This window comes from uncultured Roseobacter sp. (genome assembly GCF_947496515.1).
GTDB lineage: Bacteria > Pseudomonadota > Alphaproteobacteria > Rhodobacterales > Rhodobacteraceae > Roseobacter.
Genome location: NZ_CANMDB010000015.1, coordinates 43626 through 56624, shown reverse-complemented (window position 1 = coordinate 56624; position 12999 = coordinate 43626). Strand labels below are relative to the sequence as shown.

General features: G+C 60.8%; 12 protein-coding genes and 1 riboswitch. Of the genes, 4 read left to right on the top strand and 8 right to left on the bottom strand.

Going from position 1 to position 12999, the window contains the following annotated elements; all coding sequences use genetic code 11:
• Positions 1–10: 10 nt before the first annotated feature.
• The 4 genes from dapF (at position 11) to Q1A53_RS20375 (ending at position 5146) form a co-directional block, all read left to right on the top strand.
• Positions 11–844, top strand: a complete 834-nt coding sequence (gene dapF, locus Q1A53_RS20390) for a diaminopimelate epimerase (RefSeq protein WP_299970166.1) — start codon at positions 11–13, stop codon at positions 842–844.
• Positions 841–2100: a tRNA (N(6)-L-threonylcarbamoyladenosine(37)-C(2))-methylthiotransferase MtaB gene (gene mtaB / locus Q1A53_RS20385; RefSeq protein WP_299970163.1), complete on the top strand. Its 1260-nt coding sequence runs from the start codon at positions 841–843 to the stop codon at positions 2098–2100. Before dapF ends, mtaB begins: the two co-directional genes overlap by 4 nt.
• A 312-nt stretch (positions 2101–2412) precedes the next feature.
• Positions 2413–3087, top strand: coding sequence for a Crp/Fnr family transcriptional regulator (locus tag Q1A53_RS20380; protein WP_299970160.1), 675 nt, complete (start codon positions 2413–2415; stop codon positions 3085–3087).
• A gap of 1726 nt (positions 3088–4813) precedes the next feature.
• The gene (locus Q1A53_RS20375) at positions 4814–5146 is read left to right on the top strand and encodes a hypothetical protein (protein WP_299970156.1); all 333 of its coding nucleotides are present in this window, start codon (positions 4814–4816) and stop codon (positions 5144–5146) included.
• Between the two features lie 234 nt (positions 5147–5380).
• Here the strand turns inward: Q1A53_RS20375 and Q1A53_RS20370 are convergent, their stop codons facing one another.
• The 8 genes from Q1A53_RS20370 to Q1A53_RS20335 form a co-directional block, all read right to left on the bottom strand.
• Complete coding sequence (locus Q1A53_RS20370) at positions 5381–6172, bottom strand: cytochrome c1 (protein WP_299970222.1); 792 nt, start codon at positions 6170–6172, stop codon at positions 5381–5383.
• 11 nt (positions 6173–6183) lie between these two features.
• A complete protein-coding gene (locus tag Q1A53_RS20365; protein ID WP_299970153.1) occupies positions 6184–7527 on the bottom strand; it encodes a cytochrome b N-terminal domain-containing protein in 1344 nt (447 codons plus the stop codon).
• A 12-nt stretch (positions 7528–7539) separates the two neighbouring features.
• Entirely contained in the window at positions 7540–8100 is a 561-nt protein-coding gene (petA, locus tag Q1A53_RS20360; RefSeq protein ID WP_299970150.1) for a ubiquinol-cytochrome c reductase iron-sulfur subunit, read from the bottom strand.
• Between the two features lie 201 nt (positions 8101–8301).
• Positions 8302–8913, bottom strand: a complete 612-nt coding sequence (locus Q1A53_RS20355; RefSeq protein WP_299970147.1) for a glutathione S-transferase — start codon at positions 8911–8913, stop codon at positions 8302–8304.
• 39 nt (positions 8914–8952) lie between these two features.
• Positions 8953–9585: an FMN-binding negative transcriptional regulator gene (locus Q1A53_RS20350; protein ID WP_299970219.1), complete on the bottom strand. Its 633-nt coding sequence runs from the start codon at positions 9583–9585 to the stop codon at positions 8953–8955.
• 76 nt (positions 9586–9661) lie between these two features.
• Entirely contained in the window at positions 9662–10354 is a 693-nt protein-coding gene (gene thiQ, locus Q1A53_RS20345) for a thiamine ABC transporter ATP-binding protein (RefSeq protein WP_299970144.1), read from the bottom strand.
• Positions 10341–11897 carry a thiamine/thiamine pyrophosphate ABC transporter permease ThiP gene (locus Q1A53_RS20340; protein ID WP_299970141.1) on the bottom strand — a complete coding sequence of 519 codons (1557 nt, stop codon included), beginning with the start codon at positions 11895–11897 and terminating at the stop codon, positions 10341–10343. Before Q1A53_RS20340 ends, thiQ begins: the two co-directional genes overlap by 14 nt.
• Entirely contained in the window at positions 11873–12853 is a 981-nt protein-coding gene (locus tag Q1A53_RS20335) for a thiamine ABC transporter substrate binding subunit (protein WP_299970138.1), read from the bottom strand. The genes Q1A53_RS20340 and Q1A53_RS20335 overlap by 25 nt, the downstream gene beginning before the upstream one ends.
• Before the next feature lie 36 nt (positions 12854–12889).
• Positions 12890–12990: riboswitch (TPP riboswitch) on the bottom strand.
• Between the last annotated feature and the right edge of the window lie 9 nt (positions 12991–12999).

Sequence of the window (12999 nt, the reverse complement as noted above, 5' to 3'; positions counted from 1 at the left end):
TATCGCGCGCATGTCTGGATTCGTCACATCAGGTTTGCCCTTCATGAAGATGCATGGGCTGGGAAATGACTTCGTCGTCATCGATGCCCGGCGGGGTGACGTCGCCTTGGAGCCGTCCCTTCTGCGCGCCTTGGGTGACCGGCATCGCGGTGTAGGCTTTGACCAACTGGCGGTGATGTCGGACAGATCAGGTGTGCTTGAACTGCGGTTCTACAATGCGGACGGGTCTGCATCTGCGGCTTGTGGCAATGCCACACGCTGCATCGCGCGGCATGTGATGGATCAGACAGGCCAATCCGATCTGACGCTGAAGACGGAGCGCGGCGTGCTTTCCGCCCGGGATGCGGGCAACGGACTGACGTCCGTCAACATGGGCTCACCACACACCGCTTGGGACCAGATCCCCCTCGCCCAGCAGGTCGACACGCTGGCACTGCCGATCGCGGGCAAGCCAGTGGCAACGGGGATGGGCAACCCGCATTGCACCTTCTTCGTCGAGGACGTGATGGCCGTCGACCTCGACACCTTCGGCCCGCAGTACGAGCACCATCCGCTCTTCCCACACCGCACGAATGTGCAGATCGCAGAGATCACTGGGCCAGACCGGATCCGTATGCGCGTGTGGGAGCGTGGCGTGGGCATTACCTTGGCCTCCGGGTCTTCCAGCTGTGCAACAGCTGTTGCGGCGGCCCGGCGAGGGTTGACCGGACGACAGGTGGAGATCGCGCTTGACGGCGGCCGGCTGGATCTGGACTGGCGCGATGACGGCGTCTGGATGACCGGCCCGACAGCACATGTTTTCGATGGCACGTTGACGCCGGAATTCCTGGCATCCTTGTCGTGAAGGCGCCGGTTTTCTCCACCATGGGCTGTCGCTTGAACGCCTATGAAACCGAGGCGATGAAAGAGCTCGTCGCACAGGCCGGTCTCAAAGACGCGGTCATCGTCAACACCTGTGCTGTGACCGGCGAAGCCGTCCGAAAGGCGCGGCAGGAAATCCGCAAACTACGCCGCGCTCACCCGAGCGCACGCTTGATCGTGACTGGTTGCGCAGCCCAGACCGAGCCGGGGACCTTTGCTGGTATGGATGAGGTCGACGCTGTCATCGGCAATACCGAAAAGATGCAGAAAGCCGCCTGGCAGACGCTGGCGACCGATTTTATCGGCCCGACAGAAGCCGTGCAGGTGGATGACATCATGTCGGTGACAGAAACGGCGGGCCACCTGATCGACGGGTTCGGCACCCGCAGCCGTGCCTATGTTCAGGTACAAAATGGCTGTGACCACCGCTGCACCTTTTGCATCATTCCCTATGGCCGTGGCAATTCGCGATCCGTCCCTGCCGGCGTGGTCGTGGACCAGATCAAGCGGCTGGTGGATGCGGGGTATAATGAGGTGGTCCTGACCGGTGTGGACCTGACCAGCTGGGGTGCCGATCTGCCCGCCGCACCAAAACTCGGCGATCTGGTCATGCGCATCCTGCGGCTGGTGCCCGACCTGCCCCGGCTTCGGATCAGCTCCATCGACAGCATCGAGGTGGACGAAAATCTCATGCAGGCCATCGCGACGGAGGCGCGGCTTATGCCGCATCTGCATCTCTCGCTTCAGCACGGCGACGACATGATCCTCAAACGCATGAAACGGCGGCACCTTCGGGACGATGCAATCCGCTTTACCCAACAAGCACGTCGCCTGCGCCCGGACATGACCTTTGGGGCGGATATCATCGCAGGTTTTCCAACGGAAACCGACCAGATGTTTCACAGCTCCGAGACGCTTGTGACCGCCTGTGGCCTCACCTGGCTGCATGTTTTCCCCTACTCACCACGCTCCGGCACACCCGCCGCGCGGATGCCAGCGGTGGATGGCGGCACGATCAAGGCACGTGCAGTGCGGTTGCGCGCCCTTGGTCATCAGCAAATCGACCGCCACCTGAGGGGCCAGGTGGGGCGGGCCCACCGTGTTCTGATGGAAAGCCCGACAATGGGACGGACGGAGCAGTTTTGCCCCGTCACCTTCACGACACCGCAGCCCGAAGGCGATATCATCACGGCCATGATCGACGGGCGCGACGAAAACACACTGACCGTTTCGGCTTAAAGACGCCTACCTTAACGCGAGATTTCGCGTGACAATGCCTTAGTGGGGTGCCTAACCTGCCGATACTCTGTGGGAGAGGTCGAGTGAAACAAGACAGTGGGTTGGACCCTTACCGGTCCGGCCATATTATGTTGCGAACTGTGTATGTGGGTGGTCCGGACTTTTGAGATGCCCCCACCAACGTGCGCTTCCGGCGACCGGGTCGCCTCGGCACCACCTCAGCATTCATCCCTTGTTGATCCGCAGCGGACGCAACCGTTGTGGTCACACGATCTTGGGCCTGGCCGGACCATATGAACCGAGAGGTGCCGGATGGAACGGGTGACACTTCCCAAGGCCGGGTTTCTCGCACACGCATCGCAAGAGCTCTTTGACCTGCTCGAATCAGTGGCGACAGATGTGTCGCTTGCCGAGGGTCAGACGCTGTTTGAACAGGGAGACGATGGCGATACGCTCTACGCGATTGTATCTGGCGCGTTGGAATTCAGCGTTCTGTCGCAGGAAGGGCGCAAGCTCTCGCTCGATGTGATGCGCCCGGGCGCGCTCTTCGGGGAAATCGCGCTCTTTGATCCCGGGGCACGGACGGCAACCGTGACCGCGCTGGAACAGGCACGGTTGCGCGGGGTCCGAAACGCCGATGTCCGCCGGGCGATCCGCAAAGCTCCCGATCTGGGTCTTGATATGATCCAATTGGCCGGACAGCGGATGCGCTGGATGAACAGCCAACTTAATGAACAGGTCTTTCTGCCCATGTCCGCCCGTTTGGCACGCAAGATCCTCTATCTTACGCTCGACGGATCTAGACACCTGTCAATCCTGCCGCTGTCGCAATCCGAACTGGCGGAGTTTGTTGGCGCCACACGTGAAGCCGTGTCGAAGACACTGTCGCTCTGGCGCCGCGCAGGCGTGATTGAAGCGTCTCGTGGCGGTGTGCGGGTATTGGACCGCGAGGCGTTGCAGGCCATGGCGGATCTGCATCAGATCTGATCTCCGGCCGTAGGGGTGTCCTGACGGCGACCGGTCTGGCCTGCTTCTGACCAGTCGATGACGGCAGACAAGTGGGTGATGGCAACCCATCGTAAAAGTTGACGGTGAAAACCTGAATGCTTTGAACAGTCAGATCATCGACCTGCATTGCGGCATGTGAGGCAGACGGGGAAAGCGAAGAACTCTGTGTGCTACACTGCCTGGAGAACGTCGTTTTACATGCACCGCGCAGCGTCCGACACATCGACGTAGGGGATGCGTAGTACTGAAAACGGGGTAGCCTGATCAAATTTTCGTTTCCAGCCAGAGGCTGACACATCATACCTGTCAGCGCAGATGTGATTAAGGTGGCAGCTCAGCCTCGGTGGCTGCGGCAGTCAGCAACCGAGTGCCGGGTGGAGGTCAGATGTGAACCGCCGCGCGTTGTACCAGAACTAGCCCAAGAGCTGTCTGGCCTGCACAGCTTCGATGGTCACACAGATGTCCGGCCACCAACGCCGCCCCATCCCCGTACTGTAGGCGATCAATCGGCGCTGTTTGCCGGACGCTCGGGTCTTCTGATCAGATTGATGGTGGCCACGGTCCTGATCTCCCACGCATCCGCCGATGGCCTTTTTTGGGGCTTGGTGCGCTTTCCGAAGGGCGTCCGTGAGAAGCTTGCAACCGTTTTTAGCTCTTTGGGCACCAAGCCCGCGGATCACCTGCGGTTTACACAAGCTGATCCATAAGTGCCGTCAGCAGGAGCCGGTTTTGTCCAACAACAGCGCGGCATCTACCATCATGCTGCACCTCGTAGGGTCATGTAGAGCACCGTTCACGATGGTTTCGAAAGTCGTTCGAATAAACACCGTTGGGCGGGTCAGCTTTGCTTGGACCCGCCCTGGTTTCTGTCACGGCGTTCGATCAAGGCCCGTTGGGTACATGCTTCGGTTGCCAACATCATGCTGCTTCGACGTAGTTCCGCTGAAAGAGCACGGTGCAGTCAGTGTGAGAATGGCCCAGCCTCCACGCGAACCGCTGGAACCTGCCTGGGCCAATCCGCTCAGCCAGCGCGTCAAATCCCCAGAGTAGCTGGTCTTCCCGGCCTCTCTCACGACCTTGCCGCGCTCGCTGATCGAGCAGCTTGCGGTCTTGCCCAACGATACATGCCGTCCGACAAGCAGTCTCATCCCGTCCTCGTCAATTTGAGTACGATAAGGGAATGGCGGCAGCACGACGCAGGTCTGACAAGGGGCAACGGTGGTGCGTGATGCGCTCCGCGTTACAGCATTTTATTGCTCTCATAGGACCGATCACATTCTCGCAAAACATCAACTGCTAATGCCCCAGCGGTGATGATTACTCTACCGAAAGGTGCCGCGCGCCGCTGAACTGAAGTGAAAGTACCGCCTCCCGGGCTGAGAGGAATTGTAGCATTGAGTATCGTTGCCAGAGCTTGAACCACATACACGATTGCGGACACCCTGCGCCTCGCTACAGCGACAATTCATTCAGCCAGTTAGGATCGTCTGGCCAGAATGGTATCTCTCGCGAGCTGCCAGAGGCCAACACAATCGCCAGACCAAGAAAACAAAACATAAGGCACTTCGCGGGCTTTAAGGAGCCGGGTGACTTTTTACGTTATTAACAGCGCCTGACGGTTTGCCGCGCGTTGCCCCAACCCAAGCAACACAAACGGCTACACCACTTTGACGTCTTGGATCGACGCGTGCCTTCAAGACGTGATGTGACCAAAGTCACAGACACGGGCCGTATCTGCACCCAATCTGACGAGGTTGGTTCAGCTTGGCTGACATTCAGGTGTCTTGCCGGCCTCATCGTTCTTGAGGCGCAAAGCATACTCGAAAGCATCAAGCAGGTGAGCCATCACTGTAAAACGGAGGCGGGACTGATGATGTTAAGCATTCAGGTGAAGGCAGTCATTGCGCATATCCAGCTAGGTGATCTGCGACTGAAAAGAAAGCTCCCGCATCATGCAGAAAAACGTTCCAATGTGATCCAGTTCACAGAAGCGATGAGGCTTCGCCGGTATCAATACGGCATTAACGGTGAGTGGTAGTGAGTGGCGCCCTATACCCGGGCGACGTAGCTGGTAAGCAGATTTTAGGTACAGGACGGATAAGAGATCGTAGTGAACGGGTGAACTTCATCCCAGTAGCGACGACACCTCGGACCCCTGATTTTGACTCTCCCCAGAGTCTGTCATTAGCCTCTTCCAGAGGCGCAGACGGGAAGCCCCCCGTGCGGGACCGCACAGGGGGCTTTTTAGATCAGCCGATCAAGAAAGCTGGTGCTAGCTGGACTTTTTTCCTTTGACCGGCGCCCACAGGCGCTTGTTGGTCAGGTAAAGCAGAACCGACAACAACGTGAGGAAGACAACGCCAACGAAGCCCGCTTGCTTGCGAGCCATCATCTTTGGCTCGGCGGTCCACATCAGGAAAGCGGAGACATCTTCAGAGACGTGTTCCAGGCTCGCTTCGTGACCGTCCGCGTATTCGACATCATCCCCGTAGAGGGGTGGTGCCATCGCGATCCAGCCGCCGGGGAATGCGGTGTTCTCATACAGGATCACGCCCGCCTCTTCCTTTTCCTCGCCAGTATAGCCGGTCAGCAGTGACGCGATATACTCCGGTCCGCCAATACCTTTGAAGAACTGATTGATGCCCAGTCCCGCAGGGCCATGGAAACCAGCGCGGGCCTTGGCCATGAGGCTGAGGTCGGGCGCATTCTCAAGGCTCGATTCGGGGAAATGATCGTTGGGCGTCGCCGCACGAAAATCATCAAGCTCCGGGTCGAACACTTCGTAGTTTTCAGCGTAGGCCCGCACCTGATCTTCCGGCAGAGCGGGTCCACCATCTTCGGCGAGGGACCGGATCGGCACAAACTTCATACCGTGGCAGGCTGAGCAGATCTCCGTGTAGACCTGCAGGCCGCGCTGCAATTGGTTCTGATCGTAGGTGCCAAATGGTCCTTCGAAGGAAAAGTCGAAGTCCTCGATATGGGTGTCATAGGCTCCGGCAGCAAATGCGCTGCCGGAAGACAAGGCCAGGGTGGCAGTCGCCGCGATGGCTAGTTTTCTGAACATATTCATTTCCTTCACTCCGCCGGGGCTGCCGCTGGGGCCGCACCACCGGAACTCGCACCTTTCTTGGACGCGAAATCCTCTTCGATCGTTGCCGGTTGTGGCAGCGGTTTCTCAATCACGCCAAGCAGCGGCAGGATGACGAGGAAGAAAGCAAACCAGTAGGTAGAGGCAATCAACGAGATGGTGTTGTAAGGCTCCTCCGCCGGACGCGCACCGACCCACATCAACACGAAGAAATCGACGACCAGCAGCGCAAACCACCACTTGAACATCGGGCGGTAACGGCCGGACCGGACCGACGATGTGTCAAGCCAGGGTGCGAGCGCCATGACAGCAATCGCGCCGAACATCGCCAGCACGCCGAAGAATTTCGCGTCGATAATCCCGCCTGTCACAAAGGACGCGATCTGCACAATCCACACTTCGTCGGTAAAGGCCCGCAGAATGGCGTAGAATGGCAGGAAGTACCACTCCGGCACGATGTGGGCCGGTGTCACCAGCGCATTGGCCTCAACGTAGTTGTCGGGGTGACCGAGGTAGTTCGGCATGAACCCGACGACGGCGAAAAACACGGCCAGGATAATCGCAAGCGCGAAAAGATCCTTGATCACGAAGTAGGGCCAGAACGGCAGTGTATCTTTCTCCGCCTCTTCCTTGGATGTCCGGCGGACCTCAACACCCGTTGGGTTGTTGTTGCCCGTGGTGTGAAACGCCCAGATGTGGACGATCACCAGACCAAGGATCATAAAGGGCATCAGATAGTGCAGCGAGAAGAACCGGTTCAGCAGCGCGTTATCAACCGCCGGGCCGCCCTGCAGCCATGCAAGAATGGTATCGCCGATGAAGGGGATCGCACCAAACAGACCAGTGATCACGGTTGCACCCCAGAAGGACATCTGACCCCATGGCAGCACGTAACCCATGAAGGCCGTGCCCATCATCAGCAGGTAAATCAGCATGCCGATGATCCACGTGACCTCACGTGGTGCTTTGTAGGAGCCGTAATACAGACCACGAAAAATATGCGCGTAAACGGCCACAAAGAACAGCGACGCGCCGTTCATGTGCAGATAGCGCAACATCGCACCACTATTTACGTTCCGCATGATGTGCTCGACGGAGGCGAAGGCGTGATCCACATGCGGGGTGTAATGCATCGCAAGCACGATCCCGGTAATGATCTGCAGGACGAGAACGAATGTCAGAACGATGCCCCAGATCCACATCCAGTTCAGGTTCTTGGGCGTGGGGATCATCAAGGTGTCGTACATCAGACCAACGATCGGCAGTCGGCGGTGGAGCCACTTTTCGCCTTGCGTGGTCGGTTCGTAATGGTCGTGAGGAATTCCAGACATGAAGTTTCTCCCTTAACCGAGTTTGATCGTGGTCTCGTCCACGAATTCTGCTGTTGGGACTGGCAGGTTGCTGGGGGCAGGCCCCCTGCGGATGCGGCCTGCGGTGTCATAGTGCGATCCGTGGCATGGGCAGAACCATCCGCCAAAATCACCGGCATTGCCCAAGGGCACACAGCCCAAATGGGTACACACACCCATCATCACGAGCCATTCGCCCGCTTCGTCCAGCGTGCGGTTGGCATCCACCGCCTCGGATCCTGCCGCGATATTGGCGTTCTCCGCGCTTTGATCCGGCAAGTCCGACAATTCGACCTCGCGGGCCGCGGCGATCTCTTCTTCGGTCCGCCGGCGGATGAAAACCGGTTTGCCCAACCATTTCACGGTGAGTTGCGAGCCTGTCCCGACGCCGCTGACGTCAACGCGGATCGAGGCCAGCGCCCGAACATCTGCGGAGGGGTTCATTTGATTAACCAAGGGCCAGACGGCCGCGCCGACGGTGACAGCACCGGCGCCTGCCGTGGCATAATACAGGAAATCCCTGCGGGTGCCTTCGTGATCTTCTGCGTGGGACACAGGTTTGCTCCATTTCCAAGGTCGAGACAATAACCGACCAATACATCATTAGCCGCAGACCAGCAGCAATCTCGCATTGTACCTAGCGTTCTGCTCCCACCTCGTCCAGTGATCAAACAGGCACAAACGGTCGCACTTCTGCACGATTTTCACGGTTTGTACGCAGATTTTGCCTGCATTTCGTTAACGGGTATGGGGAATCTATCCCGCGGGCGGTTTCGTCGCACCCATCGAGGAACGCGCCGCAAAACGCTCGTGCCAGGCGGCCAATGCCTCATTGCCCTGACGCCAGTTTCGCGCGCCGTGTCGGAAGTCGATGTAGGACAACGCGCAGCCGACCGAGATCTGACCTATATCAAGCGGCCCGGACAGGTGGCTGATCCAGCGCGCGCTCAAGACCGACAGGGCGCGATCGATCTTGGCCCATTGTGCCTCGATCCAGTCGGGCGATTGCTGCGCCTCGGGCCTCAGCCGGATTTCGTAGGTCATGGAAACCGCGCAATCCATGATCCCGTCGCCCGTTGCCTCCAGCGTCAGACTTTCCCAGCGGGCACCACCGGCGGGGTAGAGACCGCCCTCATAAAGGTCATCCAGATAGGCGGTGATGACCCTGCTGTCATAGAGCGTCGTACCATTGTCGCGCACCAGCGCAGGCAGTTTGGCCAACGGGTTGCTGGCCGCCAGCCCGGCGTCAGAGGCAAAGGCGGTCGATTGCACTTCCTCCAGCGCCACATCGTCGGTCTTACCCAATTCGTGCAACAGCACCACCACCTTGCGGACAAAAGGGGACGCGGCGGAGTAGAACAGTTTCACAGGCGGTTTCCTTTTCTGGGCCCGTTGACGGTAGCAGAGCTAGCCGCCGTGTCCATCAGCGGCGCGCATCAAGGCGGCCAGTTGCGCGCACTCGCTGCCTTGACAGGACGATGCGACCTGATCCGCGGCGCGCAGACGGACGTCGGTTGGTTTGTTCTGGTTGAGCTTCCACGTGCCTTCAACATCGTCGATCCGCATCCGGCACGGCACGATCGCACGCATCATCCGCGCCATCACATCTTCCGACATCTTGTCCGTCGTCCAGGGTGTCTTGGGCAGCAGTTGTGTTTCAAAATGCGCCGATTGCCGGTCCAGCAGCGCATGCAGCTCCGCGTCCGGGCGTCGTTCCAGCGTTCCGGTCAGATGCACCGCCACATAGTTCCACGTGGGCACCTGATCGGGGATCTCATACCAATCGGGCGAGACGTAGCTGTCAGGTCCCGACACGGCAATGCGCGCAGGCACTGGCCCGGTCTGCAAAGCGCGGGCGATTGGGTTGGAACGCAGCAGATGCAGCGCCAGCGTCTCGCCCGGCTCATCAATCAGAAAGGGGACGTGCGACAGCATCGGTGCGGCCTCCGCACTGACCGCCAAAATCCCGAAACTGCGCGCGCGGGCGAACGCGATATTCCGGGCGGGGGTCTGGGTGTGAAAAACGGGATTGGGATGCATGGCATGGGCCTTTTGGCGGTCGGACACCCAGTCTTGCCGCCCGCAAAGCGCGATGGCAAGCGCCACCTGCGCGCCCCTATCCCAGATACGCGCGCAAGGCAGGTGGCGGGTTCTCCAGCAACGCCTGCGCAGGCTGGGGCGGGGCCGCCCAACCGCCTTCGACAAAGATCACGTCATCGGCGATCCGCTGTGCGTCCTGCGGATCGTGGGTCACCATCAGAAGGGTCGCGCCTGTCTCACGCGTCAGGTCGGCGACCAGATCCAGCATCTCCTGTCGCAGTGCCGGACCCAGGGCCGCAAACGGCTCATCCAGCAGCAGGATAGGTCTGTTCTGCACCAGGACCCGCGCCAGTGCTGCGCGGCTTTGCTGACCACCGGACAAGGCGGCGGGCTTGCGCTCTGTCATCCCGGCGAGTCCCACCCGGGCCAGCGCCTCGGCAACGCGCGCGCGGTCCTTGGCGTCCAGCTTCAGATCGGGACGAATGCCCAAACCCACATTGCGGTCGATGCTCAGATGCGGAAAGAGATTATTGTCCTGAAAGAGCATCGCAACGGGGCGCTTGCCCGGCGACGCATCGGTGATGTCGGTCGCATGCCAGCAGATCCTGCCACCAACGGGCGCCAGAAACCCGCCGATGGCCGCCAGCAATGTCGACTTGCCCGACCCCGACGGCCCGATCACCGCAACCCGGTGCCCGGCCTCGATATGCAGATCCGCCCGCAGCGTGAAATCGCCCTGCGCCAGTTCCAGCCGCTCAAGCTTCAGCATCGCGCCGCCCCAGTCTGTCACAGGTCCAGAAAAGCGCCAGCGCCATGGCCACCAGCAGCAGCGCCGCACCTGCCGCAGCCTCCAGCCGGTAGGCGCCCATCAACCGGTACATCTGCAAGGGCAGCGTCGCCCGCTCCGGATCCGCGAAGAGGGCGATCACGCCGAGATCCCCGACCGACAGGGCGCCGGTCAGCCCTGCCGCAAAGCCGATCTGTGGCCGCAGCCGCGGCAGGACCAACCAGCGCCAGGCAGACCAGCCGCGCAGTCCAAGTGTTGTGGCCAGCCGGTGATAGCTTTGCAAGGTCTCGCGCATCTGCGGCACGAGGATGCGCAGTGCGAACGGCAGCCCCATCAGCGCATTGATCAGTGCCGTCACCGGCAGCGCCAGGGCGACCGGATCGGCGATGGGGTTGATCAGGATAAACCAGCCCGTGCCGATCATCAGCGGCGAGGCGGACAGGCCAATGAGCCCGATGGCCTCGGCCCCGCCTGCCCGACGCGTCGCGATCCACGCGGCCATCGGCAGCGCGATCAGCAACAGGACCGCAATGCTCAGCACCGCAACCCAGAGCGAGTTTCCCGCGGTGAGCCAGACCCCGGGCGGCATCTGCGGCAAACCGCGCAGACCCGCGAGCGTAATGGCCAGAAGCGGCAGCAAGAGAAACCCGCTGCCCAATGCGATCATGGCAACATCACCCGCACGTTGCACACCGCCACGCACGTCCCACCGCTGCTGGACACGGTCCAACCCGGCAGTCAGCGGGAAATTCGGGATGATCCAGAGCGCGATGAGTGCCGCACTGCCCGCCAGTGCCAGTTGCACCAGTGACAACAGGGAGGCACGCGCCAGATCGAAATCGAAGCGGAATGCCTGGTAGATCGCAAGTTCAATGGTGGTCGCCCGCGGCCCTCCGCCCAAGGTCAGCGCGACCGCAAAGCTGGTCAGGCAAATCACAAAGATCAGCGCCGCCGCGCCCGGTACGATCTGCACGAGCAGCGGGTACTCCAACGTCCGGCGCAGGGTCGCAGGCGGCAGATCAAGCTGTGCTGCAAGGCGAAATCGCTCCGCCGGGATGCTCTGCCAGCCCTGCAGCAAGAGCCGGGTGGCCAGTGGCAGGTTAAAGAACACATGCGCCAGAACGACACCGTGGATACCGTAGATACTGACCCCCGGCAGGCCCGCTGCCTCCAGCACTGTGTTGAGCCAACCATTCCGGCCAAAGACGGTCAGCAGGCCCAGCACCGCAACGATCACTGGCAGGATGAACGGCGCACCCAGCAAGGTGATCAGGATACCCCGACCCGCAAAGCGCCGCCGCGCCAGCGCCCGGGCCAGCGGGATGGCGAAGACCACGGACAACACTGCCGAGAGTGCCGCCTGCACGACCGTGAACCGGATCGCGGCCCATTCCGCCGGCCCCAGCCCGCGCCCGACCTCTGCCCGCATCCCGAGCCCGACGAATGACAGAACCACGAGCCCGACCACCGCCGCGCCCGCGAGAGCACCGCTGCGGCCGACTACTGGCTGAGCGCGCGGCGCCATGTCTCGATCGCCTCGGCCTTGCGGGCCTCCGCTTCATCTTCGTCGTAAAACAGGACTGCCTCGGGCAAGGGCAGATCGGACCACCCCTCGGGCCAGTCCTGCTCCGGCAAGGCGGACGGCAAAGACCAGTTGGCCGTGGGGATCATCCGCTGGAAATCCTCGCTCAGCACATACGCCAGGAAAGCATCCGCGAGCTCCGGCACCTCCGTGCGCGAGAGCTTGGCGACCGTCTCCGTCATGAAGTAATGGCCCTCGGGGAAGATCGCGGCCTTTTTGGTGAAATCGTCCTCGGCAAACATGTGATAGGCGGGCGAGGTGGTGTAGCTCAGCACCATATCGACCTCGCCATCGGTGAACATGCCGTAGCTCGACGACCAGTCCTTGGTCACGGTGAGGATCTTGGGGGCAAGCTGCTCCCACACGGCGCCTGCATCCTCGCCGTAGACCGCATCGACCCAGAGCAACAGCGCCAGACCGGAAATCGAGGTGCGCGGATCCTGAATGACGATCTTGATGTCATCCGGCATCGCCAACAGCGCATCGAAACTGGCAGGCGGCGTGTCCATCAAGGTTTCGTTATAGATGAAGGCCGTGTGCCCGTAGTTGAACGGCAGAAACGTGTCGTCGGTCCAGTCGATGGGCAGGGTCAGAGCGCCGTTGTCCTGACCGTGCGGCGCGAAAAGCCCCGTCGCGCGTGCGCGCGCGGTCACGTCCGATGTCAGCCCGATCACCACATCCGCCTTGGTCCGCGCGCCCTCCAGCATGAGCCGCGGCAACAGATCGCCGGTGGAGAACTGCAGATCACAGTCGCAGATTGCCTCGAACCCTTCTTCGATCCGCGGGCCGGGACCCCACTCGGAAGTAAAGTAGTCACCCGCATAGACCGTCAGCACGGGCGTCTCGGCCAGTGCCGGACCTGCCATCAGCAATGTCGTCGCCAGAAGTGTCCTTCGCATGATCGTTCCTTTCGTCTGCAACGGACGGAGTGAGAGGATGATCACGCTCACCTTCCCTCCGCCGGTGTTAACCGGTTCAGGTTCTACGGGTCCGCGAACGTTCGCATCTCAGCCTGCTGGCCCCCCGAGGTAGCCAAAGACGTAAA

Coding starts and splice junctions, on each gene's coding strand:
- Q1A53_RS20370 (WP_299970222.1), bottom strand. CDS start 6,172: ATGTTCAGAAAACTAGCCATCGCGGCGACTGCCACCCTGGCCTTGTCT.
- Q1A53_RS20365 (WP_299970153.1), bottom strand. CDS start 7,527: ATGTCTGGAATTCCTCACGACCATTACGAACCGACCACGCAAGGCGAA.
- Q1A53_RS20335 (WP_299970138.1), bottom strand. CDS start 12,853: ATGCGAAGGACACTTCTGGCGACGACATTGCTGATGGCAGGTCCGGCA.
- Q1A53_RS20340 (WP_299970141.1), bottom strand. CDS start 11,897: ATGGCGCCGCGCGCTCAGCCAGTAGTCGGCCGCAGCGGTGCTCTCGCG.
- dapF (WP_299970166.1), top strand. CDS start 11: ATGTCTGGATTCGTCACATCAGGTTTGCCCTTCATGAAGATGCATGGG.
- Q1A53_RS20350 (WP_299970219.1), bottom strand. CDS start 9,585: ATGCATCCCAATCCCGTTTTTCACACCCAGACCCCCGCCCGGAATATC.
- thiQ (WP_299970144.1), bottom strand. CDS start 10,354: ATGCTGAAGCTTGAGCGGCTGGAACTGGCGCAGGGCGATTTCACGCTG.
- Q1A53_RS20380 (WP_299970160.1), top strand. CDS start 2,413: ATGGAACGGGTGACACTTCCCAAGGCCGGGTTTCTCGCACACGCATCG.